This is a genomic window from Phytopseudomonas punonensis, assembly GCF_900142655.1.
Lineage (GTDB): Bacteria > Pseudomonadota > Gammaproteobacteria > Pseudomonadales > Pseudomonadaceae > Aquipseudomonas > Aquipseudomonas punonensis.
Window position 1 is genome coordinate 538594 of the sequence record NZ_FRBQ01000002.1, and the last position, 17499, is coordinate 556092.

The 17499-nt window shown below is 62.5% G+C and carries 18 protein-coding genes; 11 read left to right on the top strand and 7 right to left on the bottom strand.

The genetic code is table 11. The annotated features are described in order from the left end of the window. The first annotated feature begins 521 nt into the window (after positions 1 to 521). Positions 522 to 1466: a pca operon transcription factor PcaQ gene (gene pcaQ, locus BUC40_RS09210; RefSeq protein WP_073265186.1), complete on the top strand. Its 945-nt coding sequence runs from the start codon at positions 522 to 524 to the stop codon at positions 1464 to 1466. Positions 1467 to 1493: 27 nt separating this feature from the next. Here the strand turns inward: pcaQ and BUC40_RS09215 are convergent, their stop codons facing one another. Then, positions 1494 to 2510 carry a zinc-dependent alcohol dehydrogenase family protein gene (locus BUC40_RS09215; RefSeq protein WP_073264902.1) on the bottom strand — a complete coding sequence of 339 codons (1017 nt, stop codon included), beginning with the start codon at positions 2508 to 2510 and terminating at the stop codon, positions 1494 to 1496. A gap of 45 nt (positions 2511 to 2555) precedes the next feature. Then, positions 2556 to 2927, bottom strand: coding sequence for a winged helix-turn-helix transcriptional regulator (locus tag BUC40_RS09220; RefSeq protein ID WP_073264903.1), 372 nt, complete (start codon positions 2925 to 2927; stop codon positions 2556 to 2558). 107 nt (positions 2928 to 3034) lie between these two features. Here BUC40_RS09220 and gstA point away from each other — a divergent pair, with 107 nt between their 5' ends. The 5 genes from gstA to BUC40_RS09245 all read left to right on the top strand — a co-directional run bounded on the left by gstA (position 3035) and on the right by BUC40_RS09245 (position 7361). Further along, positions 3035 to 3652: a glutathione transferase GstA gene (gene gstA, locus BUC40_RS09225; protein WP_073264905.1), complete on the top strand. Its 618-nt coding sequence runs from the start codon at positions 3035 to 3037 to the stop codon at positions 3650 to 3652. A gap of 312 nt (positions 3653 to 3964) precedes the next feature. Continuing rightward, complete coding sequence (pcaH, locus tag BUC40_RS09230; RefSeq protein ID WP_073264906.1) at positions 3965 to 4678, top strand: protocatechuate 3,4-dioxygenase subunit beta; 714 nt, start codon at positions 3965 to 3967, stop codon at positions 4676 to 4678. A 10-nt stretch (positions 4679 to 4688) separates the two neighbouring features. After that, on the top strand, positions 4689 to 5297 hold the full coding sequence (gene pcaG, locus BUC40_RS09235) for a protocatechuate 3,4-dioxygenase subunit alpha (protein ID WP_073264907.1): 609 nt from the start codon (positions 4689 to 4691) through the stop codon (positions 5295 to 5297). Continuing rightward, positions 5287 to 6417, top strand: a complete 1131-nt coding sequence (gene zapE, locus BUC40_RS09240) for a cell division protein ZapE (RefSeq protein ID WP_208605758.1) — start codon at positions 5287 to 5289, stop codon at positions 6415 to 6417. Before pcaG ends, zapE begins: the two co-directional genes overlap by 11 nt. 2 nt (positions 6418 to 6419) lie before the next feature. Beyond that, positions 6420 to 7361 (top strand): AEC family transporter, encoded by a 942-nt coding sequence (locus BUC40_RS09245; protein WP_073264908.1) that lies wholly within the window; start codon positions 6420 to 6422, stop codon positions 7359 to 7361. A gap of 198 nt (positions 7362 to 7559) precedes the next feature. Here BUC40_RS09245 and BUC40_RS09250 read toward each other — a convergent pair whose 3' ends face one another. From BUC40_RS09250 to BUC40_RS09260, 3 genes are all read right to left on the bottom strand, one after another. Further along, positions 7560 to 8180 (bottom strand): NAD(P)H-dependent oxidoreductase, encoded by a 621-nt coding sequence (locus BUC40_RS09250; protein ID WP_073264909.1) that lies wholly within the window; start codon positions 8178 to 8180, stop codon positions 7560 to 7562. Next, a complete protein-coding gene (locus BUC40_RS09255; protein ID WP_073264910.1) occupies positions 8173 to 9567 on the bottom strand; it encodes a class II fumarate hydratase in 1395 nt (464 codons plus the stop codon). The genes BUC40_RS09250 and BUC40_RS09255 overlap by 8 nt, the downstream gene beginning before the upstream one ends. A 68-nt stretch (positions 9568 to 9635) precedes the next feature. Next, positions 9636 to 10646 (bottom strand): DUF2804 domain-containing protein, encoded by a 1011-nt coding sequence (locus tag BUC40_RS09260; RefSeq protein ID WP_073264911.1) that lies wholly within the window; start codon positions 10644 to 10646, stop codon positions 9636 to 9638. 249 nt (positions 10647 to 10895) lie between these two features. On the opposite strand from BUC40_RS09260, the gene BUC40_RS09265 reads away from it, so the two are divergent. Together BUC40_RS09265 and BUC40_RS09270 are read left to right on the top strand one after the other, a co-directional pair. Continuing rightward, positions 10896 to 11396, top strand: coding sequence for a DUF2059 domain-containing protein (locus tag BUC40_RS09265; protein WP_073264912.1), 501 nt, complete (start codon positions 10896 to 10898; stop codon positions 11394 to 11396). Between the two features lie 53 nt (positions 11397 to 11449). Next, on the top strand, positions 11450 to 11755 hold the full coding sequence (locus BUC40_RS09270) for a BolA family protein (protein WP_073264920.1): 306 nt from the start codon (positions 11450 to 11452) through the stop codon (positions 11753 to 11755). 205 nt (positions 11756 to 11960) lie between these two features. On the opposite strand, the gene BUC40_RS09275 is transcribed toward BUC40_RS09270, so the two are convergent. After that, positions 11961 to 12974 (bottom strand): zinc-dependent alcohol dehydrogenase family protein, encoded by a 1014-nt coding sequence (locus tag BUC40_RS09275; RefSeq protein ID WP_073264921.1) that lies wholly within the window; start codon positions 12972 to 12974, stop codon positions 11961 to 11963. A 247-nt stretch (positions 12975 to 13221) separates the two neighbouring features. Between BUC40_RS09275 and trhO the strand changes: the two genes are divergently transcribed. Genes trhO through BUC40_RS09290 form a run of 3 tightly spaced genes read left to right on the top strand, consistent with a single transcriptional unit; the run spans position 13222 to position 16567 of the window. Beyond that, positions 13222 to 14160 (top strand): oxygen-dependent tRNA uridine(34) hydroxylase TrhO, encoded by a 939-nt coding sequence (gene trhO / locus BUC40_RS09280; RefSeq protein ID WP_073265190.1) that lies wholly within the window; start codon positions 13222 to 13224, stop codon positions 14158 to 14160. A 3-nt stretch (positions 14161 to 14163) separates the two neighbouring features. Further along, on the top strand, positions 14164 to 14796 hold the full coding sequence (locus tag BUC40_RS09285) for a DsbA family protein (protein ID WP_073264922.1): 633 nt from the start codon (positions 14164 to 14166) through the stop codon (positions 14794 to 14796). After that, the gene (locus BUC40_RS09290) at positions 14789 to 16567 is read left to right on the top strand and encodes an ABC transporter ATP-binding protein (RefSeq protein WP_073264923.1); all 1779 of its coding nucleotides are present in this window, start codon (positions 14789 to 14791) and stop codon (positions 16565 to 16567) included. Before BUC40_RS09285 ends, BUC40_RS09290 begins: the two co-directional genes overlap by 8 nt. 102 nt (positions 16568 to 16669) lie before the next feature. Here BUC40_RS09290 and BUC40_RS09295 read toward each other — a convergent pair whose 3' ends face one another. Then, the gene (locus BUC40_RS09295; RefSeq protein ID WP_073264924.1) at positions 16670 to 17272 is read right to left on the bottom strand and encodes a hypothetical protein; all 603 of its coding nucleotides are present in this window, start codon (positions 17270 to 17272) and stop codon (positions 16670 to 16672) included. Positions 17273 to 17499 lie beyond the last annotated feature (227 nt).

Genomic DNA, 17499 nt, shown 5'->3' on the forward strand with positions numbered 1-17499 from the left:
TTTCGCTGCTATTAGCCGGTGAATTGCGGGTTTTCGCCTGCTTTAGGCGGGCAGTTCTGGAGCTTTTGGCTACCTTGAGGGGGCTCTACGAGGGGCTTTTCAGCTTTTCTATCGAAACGGGGCGACAGGCGGTCATGTTCTGACGAGTTAGCCGCCTTGTACAAAGGCTGGACAACTCTTGGATAATTAACTGGCGCAAGTAAGCGGGGAGAAAGTTGCAGTTATTTTGAACGTTCGAACAATTATCTAAGTGTGTTAGTTGGCTGTAATAAATACTGTTCGATATTTCATGGCGAAAATAAAAGTGCCACTACTCATTAGGTATTTAGGTAAGCATCAATCGGCAATGGCGCAGCCCCTTAAAATGCTGATTTTTGAGGATGTAGCCGCCCTAAGTGAGCGCTGCCCAATCGCACTCGCGGGCGTGATGTGTGTTGCAGATCGCGAACGCTCTCTTGCAGGGCCGCGTGCCGGGTTGGCATCTGATACTGTTGCCGGGCCTCCACCAACGCGTTCCAGCCATGAACCTCGACACCCGCATCAAATTTCGTCACCTGACCTGCTTTCTGGAAATTGCCCGGCAACGTAGTTTCGCCAAGGCCGCCGATGCCCTGGCTGTCAGCCAGCCGGCGATTTCCAAGACGCTCAAGGAGCTTGAGGAGATTCTGGCCGCGTCGTTGTTCGAGCGCGGCAAGGCGGGTGTCAGCCTGACCTCGGCGGGGCTGGCCTTCATGCGTTACGCCGGCCCCTGCGTGCAGGCACTACGCGACGGCGTGGATAGCCTACGCAGCGGCGAACACGATGCCGGGCAGGTGCGCGTAGGCGTACTGTCGACCGTGGAGAGCCTCCTGATTCCGGAGGTGGTGCGGCGCCTGCACGAGCGCCATGCGGCGTTGGTGGTCAGTGTCGCCACCGGCCCGAGTGCCTATCTGCTGGCGCAACTACGCGTTGGCGAACTCGACTTAGTGGTTGGTCGCATGACCGACAGCCCGGAGATCCAGGGCCTGACCTTCGAACATCTATATAGCGAGTCGATGAGCCTGGTGGTGCGCCCCGATCATCCGCTGCTCGCCCTGGGCGATGCCGGCCTGGCGCAGCTGGGTGATTACCCTGTGGTGGTGCCGCTGGCGGGTACCACCATTCGCCGCTACGCCGATAGCATGTTTGTGCAATGCGGCGTGCCCCAGCCGCGCCAGCGCCTGGAAACCCTGTCACCAGCGCTCAGCCGCCGTTACGTGCAGCAGAGCGATGCCGTGTGGGTCGCGCCGCTGGATGCAGTACGTCTTGATCTGCAAAGCGGCGATTTAGCCGAGTTGGCCCTAGGCATTCGCGAGCCTGGCGGCTCGGTTGGCATCTGCAGCAACGCCACGCTGCCGTTGTCACTGGCGGCGCAGTGGTGCTGCGAGACGTTGCGCGAATTGGCGGGCGAGTACCGGGAGCGTCCTCTGCTGGGCACGCTGGCTTAGCCTATTTCGCCCATCAGCCCACCCTGATCAGTTGAACTCGATCAACACCTTACCCACCTGCTGCTGCGCCGCGAAGTAGGCATAGGCAGCCGGCGCGTCTGCGAATTTGAAGGTTTTGCTTATCACCGTTTCGATGCGGTTGGCTTCGGTGGCGCGCAGCAGCTCGATGAACATCTTGCGGCTGCCGTTGGCGATACCGCGGATGGTCACGTTCTTGAGGATCAGCGAGAGGTAGTTCGGAATCGGCGATTGCTGCCCAGGCGTTACACCAATCACGGCGATGCGTGCGTTGGCTGCGGCGGCGGCGATGGACTGGCCGAGGGTGTCCTGGCCGCCGGTTTCGATGATCACGTCGGCGCCGACATTATCGGTGAGGGCCATGAGTTGGGCGGCCCAGTCCGCATGCTTGCGGTAGTTGATGGTTATATCGGCGCCCAGCTCGCGGACGATCTGCAGTTTCTCGTCGCTGGACGAGGTGATGGCGACGCGCGCGCCGCGCAGTTTGGCGAGTTTCAGTGCGGCCAGCGACACACCGCCGGTACCCAGGCAGAGCACCAGCTCGCCCGGCTTGACCTTGCACACTTCTACCAGCGCACTCCAGGCAGTTAGGCCGGCCGAAGCCAGGGCAGCAACGTCCCGGTCAGCGAGCGAAGCCGGCACCTGAATGACGGCTGCGGCAGGCAGTACCACTCGCTCGGCCAGCCAGCCGTTGTGGGAGATGCCGATGTCATGGGCGAATACGTCGGGGCGGAAGTCACCGTCCAGCCAGCTCGGGAAATGCCCGCAGACCACGCGATCACCAGGTTTGACGTTATCGACACCTGCACCTATGGCGATAACCTCACCCACACCTTCGGATACCGGTATCCGCTCTGGCGCTTGGCGGGCACCGTAAACGCCGCGCAGCAGTTGCACATCACGGCTGATCAGGCCGACCAGGCGGGGCGCGACCAGTACTTCGCCAGGGCCGGCGACGGGGTCAGGGCAAGTGATGGCAGTCAGGCTGTCTAGGCCTTGTTGATTACCAATTTGAAAGGCTTTCATGCAGGTGATCCTCGTAGCTGCAAAATGAGTAGGGGACTTCGATGGTCACGTCTCTGTTGTGTCATCAATGTCGAGATATTCAGAAATCGAGGCTTCATGCATTGGTCTGGCTTTCAGCCACAAGCCAAATGCCTTCACCACTTCGACCACCGGCCGAAGTCGCTCGCCCTCAGCGCTGAGGCAGTACTCAACGCGCGGCGGAACCTCGGGGTAGACGGTACGTTCGATCAGGCCGGCCTGTTCCAGTGCGCGTAGTTCCAGAGTCAGTACGCGTTGCGAGATCTGCGGTAGGTCGCGGCGCAGCGCGTTGAAGCGTTTGCTGCCATCGAGCAGGTACGACACCAGCAACAAGCGCCAGCGGCCGCCGATCAGCCGCATGGCTTCTTCTATCGAACAGCCTGAAACGTTCTTTTTCACGGCTTTTCCCAGGTAACCAATTTGTGCCCTAGCCACTAAAAAGTGCGCTCTTATGCGCCGGGCCGAACTGGAGAATACTGGCCATCCTTCTAGACTAGGATGCCCTGATGAAACTTTACTTCGCCCCCAACGCCTGCTCCCTGGCGCCACACATCGTTCTGCGTGAGCTGGCGCAACCGTTCTCGCTGGTCAGGGTGAATAACCAGACCAAGCGCACGGCCGATGGTCGCGACTTCTATGAGATCAACCCGAAAGGTTATGTCGCCGCACTGGAGCTGGCTGACGGTACGGTAGTGACCGAGGGCGCGGCGATTCTACAGTACCTCGCCGACCTTCGCCCCGAGGCCGGGCTGGCTCCCGCCAATGGCACGCTGCAACGCACCCACTTGCAGGCTCAGCTGAGTTTTATCGGCAGCGAACTGCATGCAGGGATGAGCCCACTGTTCAACGAGGCTATCGCCGAAGACACTAAAGTGCTGTTGCGCCAGCGCCTGGCTCATCGTATGGAATATATGGAGCAGATACTGGCGGACACCGGCCATGCATGTGGTGATCGTTTCACGGTTGCCGACGCTTATCTGTTCACGGTGCTGGGCTGGACCGAGCGGCTGCACGTCGACCTGGAGCCTTTCCCGGCCATTGGTCGCTTTCGTCAACGCATTGCGCAGAGGTCCAGTGTCATCGATGCACTGCGCGCGGAAGCCGAGTCTACCGAGGTCATCTGAAGTTAGAGGGGTCATGTAGTTCGTAATCAGTTCGAACTCGCTCTATACATCGTCAAGTAATCCGGTATGGGCCGTTATTTCGGCATCCGTCAATCGAGGTGCACGCCAAGCTGAAGTCTATGTGCGCCGCTCACGAAGCGCTTTCTAATCTTGATCTAGCGTCCTACTCATAACCTATTAGTTATGAATGGGCCGTTTTTTTTCATTAGGCGGCTCTCTGTTGCTGGTCGATCATGGCCAGTAGAGCCTGCATCGGCGCCTCGGCGACCGTATGACCGGCGACTCCACAATTTCAATAAACAGGAGCGTCCCATGTCCGAGGACAGCCGTTTCATCATCCGCGACCGCAACTGGCACCCCAAAGCCTTCACCCCCGATTACAAGACGTCTATCGCCCGTTCGCCGCGCCAGGCGCTGGTGAGCATCCCGCAATCGGTTTCGGAAACCACCGGCCCGGAGTTCAGCCACCTGAAAATGGGCAAGCACGACAACGATCTGCTGCTCAATTTCAATAACGGCGGCCTACCCATTGGTGAGCGCATTCTGGTGTGCGGTCGGGTGATGGATCAGTACGGCAAGCCAATCCCGCATACCTTCGTGGAAATGTGGCAAGCCAACGCCGGCGGCCGCTACCGCCACAAGAACGACCGCTACCTGGCGCCGCTGGATCCGAACTTCGGCGGCGTGGGCCGTGCCCTGACCGACAGCGAAGGCCATTACAGCTTCCGCACCGTAAAGCCCGGCCCGTACCCGTGGCGCAATGGCCCGAATGACTGGCGTCCGGCGCACATCCACTTCTCCATCAGTGGCCCGTCGATCTCCACCAAACTGATCACCCAGCTGTATTTCGAAGGGGACCCGTTGATCCCGCTGTGCCCGATCGTCAAGTCCATCGCCAACCCGGACGCGGTACAGACGCTGATCGCCAAGCTCGACATGAGCATGGCCAACCCCATGGACTGCCTGGCCTACCGCTTCGACATCGTGCTGCGCGGCCAGCGCAAGACCCACTTCGAGAATTGCTGAGGAGCCCGCCATGCCTGTCGAACTCTTGCCCGAAACCGCTTCGCAAACCGCCGGCCCTTACGTACACATCGGTCTGGCGCTGGCCGCTGCCGGCAACCCGACCCGCGACCAGGAAATCTGGAACCAGATGGCCAAACCCGGTGCGCCGGGCGAGCACATCATCCTGATCGGCCACGTCTACGACGGCAACGGCCACTTGGTGCGCGATGCCTTCCTGGAACTCTGGCAGGCCGATCATCAGGGCCGTTACGACGCCGAGTACGACCTGGACAAACCCTTCAACGGTTTTGGCCGTACCGCCACCACTTTCGACGCTGGTAGCGAGTGGACGGTACACACCGTCAAGCCTGGCGTGGTCAACAATGCAGCTGGCGTGCCGATGGCGCCGCACGTAAACGTCGCGCTGTTCGCCCGTGGCATCAATATTCACCTGCACACCCGTCTGTACTTCGAGGACGAAGCCGAGGCCAATGGCAAGGACCCGGTGCTCAACCTGATCGAGCAGCCGTCGCGCCGCGAGACGCTGATCGCCAAGCGCTGCAAGGTTGACGGCAAGCCGGCCTACCGATTTGATATCCGCATTCAGGGGGACGGCGAAACGGTGTTTTTTGATTTCTGACAGCGACCTGGATGCGCCCGTCGAGCAGATCGACGCGCGCATCCATCAGGGTTTCACCGCAGCGCTGGAGGCCCGTGGTTTTCACGCCGACAGTCAGCAACAGCAAGCAATCGATACCCTGGGGCAGTGGCTGCAAGGCTGGTGCACGGGGCGGCGTGGCTGGTTGCGCAAGCCGGCGGCCGGCGTCTACCTGTGGGGCGGCGTAGGGCGCGGCAAGAGCTTTGTGATGGACGCCTTTTTCGCCGCTGCGCCGTTCTCCGCTAAGCGCCGCGTGCATTTCCATGCCTTCTTGCAGGAGCTGCAGCAGCGCATGCAGCCGTTCGCCGGCCACCCCGACCCGCTGGTGTTGGCGATCCGCGCGCTGGCGCAGGATATCCGCCTGCTGTGCTTCGATGAATTTCACGTGCATGACATCGGCGATGCCATGCTCTTGCGGCGTCTGCTCGATGTGCTGGTCGAGGAGGGCGTTGGCTTGGTGATGACCTCCAATTATCCCCCTGCCGGGTTGTGTCCCAATCCGCTGTACCGCGAGCGCTTTACCCCGGCCATCGAGATGCTCGAAAAACGCTTCACGGTTTTGGCGCTGGATGCGGGTACCGATTACCGCGAGTTGCCCGGCAATGCGCAGCGCTGGGGTGAATACCTGTGGCCACAATCGGCAGGCGGGCTGGATTATCTGCAAGGCTGGCTGGGGTTCGACGCGCAGACGCAGCGTGATCAGGTGCTGACCGTCAATCATCATCCGCTGCCGGTGCGCGCCCTGGTGCCCGGCCGCGCCTGGGTGGAGTTCGCCGAGCTGTGCGGCAACGCCCATTCCACAGCAGATTTTCTCTGGCTGCTGCAGCGTTATCCGCGCCTGGCGCTGACCGGCGTACCGCCCCTGGATTCACAGCCCACCGATGCCTGCCAGCGCTTTATCAACCTGGTGGACATCGCCTACGATGCCGGCGCCGAGTTGCTGCTGTGCAGCGAATTCAGCCTCGAACGCCTGTGCCGCGGCTCCGCCCATCAGGATTTCGTGCGAACCCGCAGCCGCCTCGGTCAATTGCAGATGCGTATGCTCGAGCCGCGCGAAGACCGTCGCGAAAACGCCCCTGCCGCTTGTAACAAGGAACACTGACCGTGGTGCAAATCTTCCAGATCACCGCGCCGATCTTCCTGCTGATCGGCCTCGGCTACCTTGCCGCCATGGGCGGCCTGCTCAACCGCGAGCAGGTGCGCGGCATCGGCGCCTTCGTTATCACCTTCGCCATGCCGGCCCTGCTGATCAAGGCCCTGGGCACCTCGTCGATCCAGCAAACCCTGGTGCCCGGCTACCTGCTCGCCTACGCGTTCGGCTCCCTGATTGCCTTTACCCTGGCTTTCGGCGTGTCGCGCTGGGTGCGAGGCGACAACCTGTCGGGCTCGGCGATCAACGCCATGGGTATGTCGGTTTCTAACAGCGGTTTCGTCGGCTACCCACTGGTCGCGGCCGCCATCGGCTCGCCAGCGGTGCTGGGCATGGCGATGGGCATGCTGGTTGAGAACCTGCTGATGATTCCCCTGGCGCTGGTTCTGGCCGAGGTGGGCAAGCAGCAGGGCGGCGGTGGCCTCAAGGTACTGGGCATGATATTCGGGCGGCTGCTGAAGAACCCGGTGATCATTGGCATCATCGTCGGCCTGGGTGTATCACTGCTGGGCATCGAGATTCCGCCGTTGCTGTTCAAACCCATCGATATGCTCGCCGGGGTGTCGGCGCCTTTGGCGCTGTTCGTGATCGGTGCCAGCCTGTTCGGCATGAAGGCGCGCGGCGTGTGGGTCGATGCCGCATGGATTGCCAGCGGCAAACTGATCGTTCATCCGCTGGCCGTACTTGGCGCGTTCCTGCTGGTACCGGGCATCGACCCGGTAATGAAATCGGTGGGCGTGCTGTTCGCCTGCTCGCCGATGATGAGCATCTTCCCGATCCTCGGCCAGCGCTTCGGCCTGGAAGACCGCTGCAGCGCGACGCTGCTTGTGGCGACGGTGCTTTCGTTCGTCACCATCAGCGTGGCGCTGCTGTTTATTGGGGTGGGGGCGTCGTAAGCGGGTTTGTGGGAGCGGGCCATGCCCGCGAAAATCAGTGAATGGACTAGGTGTTCACGCGCGCTCTCGCAGTAGCTGGCTTGAGCCTCAACCTAAGCCAACCGTGTAAGCCAAATCGCGGGCATGGCCCGCTCCCACAATGGAGGTGAATCCGCCGTCGGTTGATGGATTGCACTTACTCGGCCCGAACCATTGGACTTAAGCGCGGCTACCCAGCAGTTCAGCACGCCGTATCCAGTTCTGCCGCTGCGCCTCCGACGATGGGCGCACCGGGGTGAACTCTTCCAGGTGGCGCGTCTTGATGCCGCAAAAACCGAGGATGGTTCGTTTCATCTGCCGATGAGCCGGAGCGCCATAGACCCAGCGGAAGTACCAGCTGGGGGTGTCGAGGGTGACCAGCAGGTCGGCGGTGCGGCTGCTTAGCAGTTTGTCCCACAGCTGCGAATTGCTGCGGTATTTGAAGGCGAAGCCGGGCAGCAGCACACGGTCCAGAAAGCCCTTGAGCAGGGCCGGCAAGCCGCCCCACCAGACCGGATAGACGAATACCAAGTGCTGGGCCCAGTGGATCTGGCGCTGCGCTTCGAGTAGATCCGCTTCCAGTGGCTGATTCTGGCTATAGCCCTCGTGCAGTATCGGGTCGAAGCTGATTTCGCCAAGGCGTATCTGCCGTACGACGTGCCCCTCAGTGCGCGCCCCCAAGGCATAGGCCTCTGCCAGCGAGTGGCAGAGACTGTCGCTTTTCGGCGTACCGATGATCATCAGGATACGCTTGCCATCACCCTCCAGTGGGGTGGCGCCGCTCTTGGCGGTTTCAGTCATGTTGCCCAGCCTCCAGCATGGTTTCCGGGCGAACCCAGGTGTCGAATTGCTCTTCGCTCAGATGGCCGAGCGCCAGCGCTGCTTCGCGCAGGGTAGTGCCTTCGGTGTAGGCCTTCTTGGCGATTTCCGCTGCCTTGTCGTAGCCGATATGCGGATTGAGCGCGGTGACCAGCATCAGACCGCGCTCCAGGTGCTCGGCCATGCGCTGCGCATCGGGCTCCATGCCCAACACGCAGTGCTCGCGAAAGTTACGGCAGCCGTCGGCCAGCAGGCGGATCGACTGCAGCACGTTATGGATGATCACCGGTTTGTAGACGTTCAGCTGCAGGTGCCCCTGGCTTGCAGCAAAGCCGATGGTCACGTCGTTGCCCATCACCTGGCAGGCGAGCATCGATAGCGCCTCGCACTGGGTCGGGTTGACCTTGCCGGGCATGATCGAGCTGCCCGGCTCGTTGGCCGGCAAGCGTACTTCGGCCAGCCCGCCGCGCGGGCCGGAGCCGAGCAAGCGCAGATCGTTGGCGATTTTCATCAGCGCGACAGCGAGGGTTTTCAGCGCCCCGGAAAGAGCGGTCAGCGGCTCGTGGCCGGCGAGGGCGGCGAATTTGTTCGGTGCACTTTTCAACGGCAGGCCACTCAAGGCTGCCAGCTCTGCGGCGATCGCTTCACCGAAGCCGGGCGGTGAATTCAGGCCCGTACCCACCGCCGTACCGCCCTGGGCCAGTTCGCAGACAGCTGGCAGCGTAGCGCGGATGGCCTGCTGGGCCATCTCCAGTTGTGCGACGAATGCGGAGAGTTCCTGGCCAAAGGTGATCGGCGTGGCATCCATCATGTGGGTGCGACCGGTCTTTAATAGGCGATTGTGGCGTGCGGCTTGGTCGGCCAGCGCTTCGGCAAGTTCGCCAATAGCTGGCAGCAGGTCGTTCTTCACCGCGCCAGCAGCGGCGATATGCATGGCCGTCGGGAAACAGTCGTTTGAGCTCTGCGCGCGGTTGACATGATCGTTGGGGTGCACCGGGCTCTTGCCGCCGCGTGGGTTGCCAGCCAGTTCATTGGCGCGCCCGGCGATCACCTCGTTGACGTTCATGTTGCTCTGCGTGCCGCTGCCGGTCTGCCAGACCACCAGGGGAAACTGGTCATCGTGCTGGCCAGCGATTACCTCATCGGCCGCCTGCTCGATCAACCGGGCAATGTCGTGGGGCAGGTCGCCGATGCGGTCGTTGATGCGCGCGGCAGCTTTCTTGATCAGCGCCAGCGACTGCACCACCTGCAGCGGCATGCGTTCTTCGCCAATCGCGAAGTTGATCCGCGAGCGCTGGGTCTGGGCGCCCCAGTAGGCATCTTCCGGTACTTCGATGGGGCCGATGCTGTCGGTTTCGGTGCGGCTCATGGCGGGACTCTCCGTAGCTGGTCAAGCACGTTAGGCTGCTGGGGCGGCTACACGTTCCACATCAAACGCTACCAGCGCGTTCGTGTCTTGCCCATCCAGCCCTGTGCCGCTCGCACCGGCACTCGCTCGCCCAGCGCATTGCGCAGCAGGCCGTCGTACTGGCCGAACCATTCGTAGGCGTCGGCATACAGCAGGCCCAACCCGAGGCGAGGTTTGGAAACGTGTGCCTGGCGCGGGGTGAACTGCAGGTCGACCTGGCCATCCTCGGTGCTCAGCTGCCAGGGCGCCAGCGGTTCGGCGCCGGTCTGGTGGATCTGTACGGTCTGCTCGAGGTGCAGCAGGGCGCCGCCGAACCACAGGGCGTTTTCGCTCAGGCCGCTGCTGTCTGCCCAGCCGCTACCGAAATTGCCGCCGATGCCGCCAGGCGCTGCGAATACCGCACGCGTCCATTGGCTATTGAGTGGCCACACGCCACGGCCGAAATCCATCGAGGCAAAGCTCTGGCCGCTTGTGCATTCATATTCCTTGTCGCCTAGGTGCACGCTGCCGGTAACCGGCAAGCCCACCTGGCGGCAGGTGGCGTGAAAGCCCTTGTTGGCGAACGGTACTACCAGGTTCACCGACTCCAGATGCACCTGACGCTGGATGTCCAGCGCCAGGTGCATCGGCAGGCCGCCGATATTCGCCGAGGTGGCTGTCAGCCGTACGCGGCCGGTGTACTCGTTGAAGTGCAGTTGCAGGCGAGGGTGCTTGAAGGCGTGGCTGCCCAGCGGCGTGTCCGGCAAGCTACAACCATGGCCGAGCAGGTTCAGCTGGTTTAGCGTCACGTGCTTGCCAGTGCAAAGGTCTAGAAAGTAGGCGGCGCCATAGCCAACGTAATCAAGGTCGGCTTGAACCAGCGACAGCGTCCACTCGGGCGTGCTGATGTTCCAGTGGTTCCATCGCTTGCGGCGGCCCAGGTTGCCCGGCAGGGAGCAGTCGACCCGCGGCCGTGACGACCAGCCGACCGCAAGCGGATTGAGCCGGCCCTTTGCATCGCAGAGGGGGATCGCCGGTGGTGGAATCAGCGGGCTATTCATCGGGCACGTCCATGTGTGCGTGAAATCAGCCGACGAGCATGCAGGTCTCAGGCACGGCGGTGCAAGTGCTGGCAGTGTGAACCGCGCGGCAAGGGTGCGCCAGTAGGCATTTAGCGCTAGTCGAGCGCTGCCGATGTGCGCCAGATACCCATCTGCGGCATGCGAAAAGGCTTGAGGGCCAAGTCCGGCGGGCACAAAATGCGCGGCTGTCGGTCAAAGCACCTCACCCTTGTGTTCAGGAGTACCCCGATGTCCCGTATCCCCGCGCTCTGCATTGCCGCTCTGATGGCCGTCGGTAGCACCCAGGTGCTGGCCGATGCCCGCAGCCACGCTGCCGATGCCGAGCGCTTTCTGCAGCTCGCCAACGCCGACAAACTAGCGGTGCCGGTTTACGCCCAGGTACAGCAGATGTTCGCCCAGCGTTTTGCCGAAGCCAAGGCGCCGGAGAACAAGAAGGCCGTGCTGGAAAGCTACCAGGCCAAAGCCAATGCCGAGCTGGACAAGGCGGTCGGCTGGGACAAGCTCAAGCCCGACATGGTCAAGCTCTACACCAGCAACTTCAGTGAACAGGAGCTCAAGGACCTGATCGCTTTCTATCAGTCGCCGCTCGGCCAGAAAGTGCTCAAGCAAATGCCGGCGTTGACTGCGCAATCCGCGCAGATCACCCAGGCCAAGCTGGAAAGTGCGGTACCTGCGGTCAACAAACTGCTCACCGACATGGGCAGCGAACTGGGCGCCAAGAAGCCCTGACACCCGACGTGGCCGGCAACTAGCCGGCCACGGTCCCTTCCCTGGAGCCACCGATGCCCAAGATCGATCACCTGCGTAGCGCCTTCACCACTCTGCAGCCCGAACACCTCGATGTGCTGGATGAAAGCCACATGCACAGCCGTGGCCTGGAAACTCACTACAAGGCGGTGATCGTCAGCCCGCAGTTCGACGGCCTCAATGCCGTCAAGCGTCATCAGAAGGTTTACGCTGTATTGGGCGAGCTGATGAGTCAGGTGCATGCACTGGCCTTGCATACTTACACGCCGCAGGAATGGGCCGCTCAGGGTGTAGCGCCGGATTCGCCGACCTGCCGCGGTGGCAGCAAACACGACCAGTGAGCCTCACGATTCTAGGGGATAGGGCGCCCACGCCTTAATCGCCATTGGCGACATCAGTTCAAGCGTAATCCTGGGTATCGCTTCGCTTGACCCAGGCTATGTTGCTGCTTTTCAGCGCCGTGGGGAGCGGGCCGCTCCCGCGATTCGCGCGCATGGACTGGGCTTCCCCCGCACGCTCCCAAACTCCTGATGGCTGCAGCGCCATTTACCACTCGACCACGATCTTGCCGAAATGGCTGCCGCTCTCCTGCACACGGAAGGCGTCTGCCAGTTTGTCCAGTGGGAAGCTCTGGTCGATGATCGGACGTACCCCGGACCGTTCCAGCGCCCGGATGTAGTCCTGCTGGTGGCGACGGCTGCCGATGATCAGCCCCTGCAAACGTACCTGCTTGGCCATCAGCAAGGCGGTCGGCACGTCGCCCTGGCGCCCGGTCAGCACGCCGATCAGGGCGATATGGCCGCCCACCCGCACCGCGCTGATCGACTGCGCCAGGGTGCCTGGGCCGCCGACTTCGACCACCTGATCCACGCCGCGGCCGTCTGTCAGCTCCAGCACGCGCTTGCCCCAGTCCGGCGTTTGTCGGTAATTGATGGTGTGATCGGCACCCAGTTGGCGCAGGCGCTCAAGCTTCTCGTCCGACGAGGAGGTGGCGATCACCGAGGCGCCCATCATCCTGGCGATCTGCAGCGCGGCGATGGACACGCCGCCGCTGCCCAGCACCAGCACGCTGTCACCGGCCTTCAATCCGCCATCGACGACCAGCGCCCGCCAGGCGGTCAGCCCCGCGGTGGTGATGGTCGCTGCCTCGGCATGGCTCCAGCCCTTTGGTGCATGGGTAAAGGCGCTGGCGGCGCGCACCACGTACTGGGCGGCGAAACCGTCGATGCCGTCGCCCGGCGTGCCGGCGAAATTGCTTACCGGCGCGCCCACGTTACCGTCGGGCCATTGCGGGAAGAAGCCCGATACCACGTGATCACCCACCTTGAACTCGCTGACGCCATCGCCGACCGCCTCGACCACGCCGGCCCCGTCGGACATCAGCACGCGGCCATCGGCCGTCGGGATGCTGCCGTTGGCCACCAGCAGGTCGTGGAAGTTCAGCGAGCTGGCGTGCAGGGCGACGCGAATCTCGCCGGGGCCGGGCTGGCCGGGGTCGGCGATATCGGTCACTTCGATGTTGTCCAGGCCTGCGGGTGCTCGCACGACGACGGCTTTCATGTCAGCTTCTCCTGTGGCAGCCGATAGGGTTGATCGATGACGGCACGCAAGCCGCCAGTCTTTCTCGACCCTGTCCAGCTCCGGGCGTTCCGGCGGCGCGCACTACACCTTGGCGGCCAAGACCAGTAAACTGCGTGCCCCTGCATTCATCTGTCCTTGCTCTGGCATCACCAGCGGCATGCGGCGGTATTGTTTTTGTCCATGGTCCGCCCTTTGCGAGGGCGACTACTGAAGGAAATCTGCAATGATCGACAACTCCATCGTCGTCGCGGCGCTCTACAAGTTCGTGTCCCTGCCGGACTACGAAGCGCTGCGCCAACCCCTGCTCGACACCATGCTCGCCCACGGCATCAAGGGCACCTTGCTGCTCGCCGAAGAGGGCATCAACGGCACGGTTTCCGGTAGCCGTGAAGGCATCGACGGGCTGTTCGCTTGGTTCGCGCTCGACCCGCGCCTAGCCGATGTCGACCACAAGGAATCGTACTGCGCCGAGCAGCCGTTCTACCGCACCAAGGTCAAGCTCAAGAAAGAGATCGTCACACTTGGTGTACCGGGCGTGGATCCGAACCAGCGGGTGGGCACCTACGTCGAGCCCAAGGACTGGAACGCGCTGATCAGCGACCCGGAAGTGCTGCTGATCGACACGCGCAACGACTACGAGGTGTCGATCGGCACCTTCGAAGGCGCCATCGATCCCAAGACCAAGTCGTTCCGCGAGTTTCCGGACTACATCCGCGAGCATTTCGACCCCAGCAAGCACAAGAAGGTGGCAATGTTCTGCACCGGCGGCATCCGCTGCGAGAAAGCCTCCAGCTACATGCTCGGCGAGGGTTTCGAGGAGGTGTATCACCTCAAGGGCGGCATCCTCAAATACCTCGAGGAAGTGCCACAGGAAGAAACCAAGTGGCAGGGCGACTGCTTCGTGTTCGATAACCGCGTGACCGTACGTCACGACCTCAGTGAGGGCGACTACGACCAGTGTCACGCCTGCCGCACGCCGATTTCGGTCGAGGATCGTGCCTCGGAATTCTTCAGCCCCGGCGTCAGCTGCCCGCACTGCTGGGACTCGCTGCCGGAGAAAACCCGCGAGGGTGCCCGCGAGCGGCAGCGGCAGATCGAACTGGCGAAAGCGCGCAATCAGCCCCATCCTCTTGGAAACAATCCCCGTCAGAAAAACGAGGCCTGAGCCATGGATGCGCGCCTGCTCTACGTAATGGACCCGATGTGTTCTTGGTGCTGGGGCTTCGCGCCGGTGGTCGAAGCGCTGGCCGCCCAGGCCGAAGAGCGCGGCGTGCCGATGCAGCTGGTGCTCGGCGGTCTGCGCCGTGATCAGGTGGCCATCGACGCCGCCTCGCGGGTGCGCTACCTGGGCTATTGGCAAGCGGTCAACGCCGGCACTGGCCAACTGTTCAACTTCGATGAAGGATTGCCGCTGGGCATGCGCTACGACACCGAGCCGGCATGCCGGGCGGTGGTCACGGTGCGCGACCTCGATTCTCAGAGCGCCTGGCCGATGGCACGACGCATCCAGCAGGCCTTCTATCAGCAAGGCGCCGACGTGACCTTGCCGGCGACTCTGGTGCAACTGGCGGAGGAGGTCGGTATTCCGCGGATCGAGTTCGCCGAGGCCTTCGACAGCGAGGCTGCGCACCGCGCCACTGCCGCCGACTTCACCTGGGTGCAGGACCTCGGCATCGCCGGCTTCCCGACGCTGCTTGCAGAGAAAAGCGGGCGCCTTGCGCTGCTCACCAACGGCTACCAGCCGCTCGACGCCTTGTCGCCACTGCTCACGCGCTGGCTGGAGCATGCCGTCGATGGTTGATCGCCTGAGCTGGGCGGAAATCCGCCGCCTGGCCCTGCGCCACAAGCGTGCGCTGATCCTTGCCAACCTGGTCGCCGTGCTGGCGACCCTGTGCAGCGTGCCGATTCCGCTGCTGTTGCCGTTGCTGGTCGACGAAGTGCTGCTGGGCGACGGCAATTCCGCGCTCAAGGTGATGGACAACTTCCTGCCTGAACACTGGCAAAGTGCGGTTGGCTATATTCTGCTGATGCTGGCGCTGACCTTCCTGCTGCGCGGCGGTGCGCTGATCTTCAACGTGGTGCAGGCGCGGCTATTCGCACGGCTCTCCAAGGACATCGTCTACCGCATTCGCATCCGCCTGATCGAGCGCCTCAAGCGCATTTCCCTTGCCGAGTACGAAAGCCTCGGCGGTGGCACGGTGACCACGCACCTGGTCACCGACCTCGACACCCTGGACAAATTCATCGGCGAAACCCTGAGCCGTTTTCTGGTTGGCGTGCTGACCCTGGCCGGCACCTCTGGGATTCTGCTGTGGATGCACTGGAAGCTGGCGCTGTTGATCCTGCTGTTCAACCCACTGGTGATCTACGCCACGGTGCAGCTGGGCAAACGCGTAAAACACCTGAAGAAGCTGGAGAACGACAGCACCTCGCGCTTCACCCAGGCGCTGACCGAAACCTTGGACTCGATCCAGGAAGTGCGTGCCGGCAATCGCCAGGGCTACTTTCTCGGCCGCCTCGGCGGGCGTGCCCGTGAGGTTCGCGACTATGCCGTGGCCTCGCAGTGGAAAACCGATGCCTCGAACCGCGCCAGCGGCCTGCTGTTCCAGTTCGGTATCGATGTATTCCGTGCCGCAGCCATGCTCACCGTGCTGTTCTCCGACCTGTCCATCGGTCAGATGCTCGCAGTGTTCAGCTACCTGTGGTTCATGATCGGTCCGGTCGAGCAGTTGCTCAATCTGCAGTACGCCTTCTATGCCGCCGGCGGCGCGCTGACCCGCATCAACGAGCTGCTCGCGCGACGTGACGAGCCGGACTACGTCGGCGGCGCCGACCCGTTCAAGGGCCGTGAAACGGTCGGCATCGAGATTCGCGACCTGACCTTTTCCTACGGCGAGGAGCCGGTGCTGACGGGCCTTAACCTGTCCATCGCGCCGGGCGAGAAGGTCGCTATCGTCGGCGCCAGCGGAGGTGGCAAAAGCACCCTGGTGCAGTTGCTGCTGGGCCTTTATACGCCCCAGGCCGGGGTGATCCGTTTTGGCGACAGCAGTCAGGAAGAGATCGGCCTGCCAGTCATTCGCGAGCACGTGGCGGTGGTGCTGCAGCACCCGGCGCTCTTCAACGACACGGTGCGCGCCAACCTGTGCATGGGACGTGAACGCAGCGACGAAGCCTGCTGGCAAGCGCTGACCATCGCCCAGTTGGCGCAGACTGTTCGGCAACTGCCGCAAGGGCTGGATACGGTAGTCGGGCGGTCGGGCGTGCGCCTGTCTGGCGGCCAACGGCAGCGCATGGCCATTGCGCGCATGGTGCTGGCCGAGCCCAAGGTGGTGATCCTCGATGAAGCCACCTCGGCGTTGGATGCCGCCACGGAATACGCCTTGCACAAGGCGCTGGCGCAATTTCTCAATGGCCGAACCACGCTGATCATCGCTCACCGCCTGAGTGCGGTGAAACAGGCTGATCGGGTGCTGGTGTTCGATGGCGGCAGCGTCGCTGAAGACGGTGATCACCGTCAGTTGATTGCCGAGGGCGGGCTATACGCCAAGCTCTACGGCAATCTGCAGCACTAGGCCACGTGAGCTAGCCACACCTCTGCGTAGCCTGCGATTGAGCGCAGCGATACCCAGGATGGTGACCGGGTATCACTGCGCTCAAGCCGGGCTACAAAAATGCTATTCCTGCGGAAGCTTGCTGCCCCATTGCTGTATCGCCTTGACGCGTTGCTGGCTGGCATTGACCGCCTTGTCGACTTCCTGGTTGTAATCGTCCAGCCAGCTGCGTGAGCCGGGAATCATGTCCGCCAGGTCGCGCATACCGTTCTTCAGGCCCAGCAAGCTTTGCTGGTAACTCTGTTCCTGGCCGAGCAGGGTTCGACCCATCAGTTTCAGCGCGGCGATGTCCTGGGAGGGCGGTGCGGCCGGTGCCGCCGCGGCAGGCGCTGGTGGCGGTGGCGTAGCCGCGAGTTTCAGCAGCGCGTCCTGGCGCTTCTGGTCTTCTTTGAGCGTGTTCAATTGCGTTTCTAGCTGCTCGGCGTGGTGCTGCAGCGCAGCGAACGCTTCAGGATCGAAGGGCGGTGGCTCATCCGCGAGCATCTTCACCACCGCCGAGGTGGCCAGGCTGGAGAGGATGATGAACAGCAGCAGGGCCAAGCCGAAGATCAGCATGCGGTTGAGGCGGTTGGCTTTTTCCAGTTTGGCCAGGCGCTCTTCATCGCTGGCCGGTGCCAGGTCGAAGGCGGCGGGGGCTTCGGCTTGCGAAGGCGTTTCACTGCTCATGGCGGCCTCTTCTTATGAGCTCATCGTCGATGCTGTCATTCTGGCAGCGTTTGCGTCGATCTGCCTGCTCTTCGCTGTAAGCAAATCGGCAGGTTAATCGACCACCTTGTAAAGAAAGGTTTACGAATTGCCGTGGGCAATCAGGGTGGATGCGGCAGTTGGCGGTCAACTCTCTAATCTCGTATCGAAGCCTTGCCAGTGCCTGCCCGAATGCGGGCTGTAGGGCA

Bases quoted from the DNA above. Each gene is read 5' to 3' on its own strand.
- BUC40_RS09275 (WP_073264921.1), bottom strand. From the start codon at position 12,974: ATGAAAGCCGTCGTCGTGCGAGCACCCGCAGGCCTGGACAACATCGAA.
- BUC40_RS09255 (WP_073264910.1), bottom strand. From the start codon at position 9,567: ATGAGCCGCACCGAAACCGACAGCATCGGCCCCATCGAAGTACCGGAA.
- pcaH (WP_073264906.1), top strand. From the start codon at position 3,965: ATGTCCGAGGACAGCCGTTTCATCATCCGCGACCGCAACTGGCACCCC.
- BUC40_RS09270 (WP_073264920.1), top strand. From the start codon at position 11,450: ATGCCCAAGATCGATCACCTGCGTAGCGCCTTCACCACTCTGCAGCCC.
- BUC40_RS09285 (WP_073264922.1), top strand. From the start codon at position 14,164: ATGGATGCGCGCCTGCTCTACGTAATGGACCCGATGTGTTCTTGGTGC.
- gstA (WP_073264905.1), top strand. From the start codon at position 3,035: ATGAAACTTTACTTCGCCCCCAACGCCTGCTCCCTGGCGCCACACATC.
- BUC40_RS09265 (WP_073264912.1), top strand. From the start codon at position 10,896: ATGTCCCGTATCCCCGCGCTCTGCATTGCCGCTCTGATGGCCGTCGGT.
- BUC40_RS09250 (WP_073264909.1), bottom strand. From the start codon at position 8,180: ATGACTGAAACCGCCAAGAGCGGCGCCACCCCACTGGAGGGTGATGGC.
- pcaQ (WP_073265186.1), top strand. From the start codon at position 522: ATGAACCTCGACACCCGCATCAAATTTCGTCACCTGACCTGCTTTCTG.
- BUC40_RS09290 (WP_073264923.1), top strand. From the start codon at position 14,789: ATGGTTGATCGCCTGAGCTGGGCGGAAATCCGCCGCCTGGCCCTGCGC.
- BUC40_RS09260 (WP_073264911.1), bottom strand. From the start codon at position 10,646: ATGAATAGCCCGCTGATTCCACCACCGGCGATCCCCCTCTGCGATGCA.
- BUC40_RS09215 (WP_073264902.1), bottom strand. From the start codon at position 2,510: ATGAAAGCCTTTCAAATTGGTAATCAACAAGGCCTAGACAGCCTGACT.
- BUC40_RS09295 (WP_073264924.1), bottom strand. From the start codon at position 17,272: ATGAGCAGTGAAACGCCTTCGCAAGCCGAAGCCCCCGCCGCCTTCGAC.
- pcaG (WP_073264907.1), top strand. From the start codon at position 4,689: ATGCCTGTCGAACTCTTGCCCGAAACCGCTTCGCAAACCGCCGGCCCT.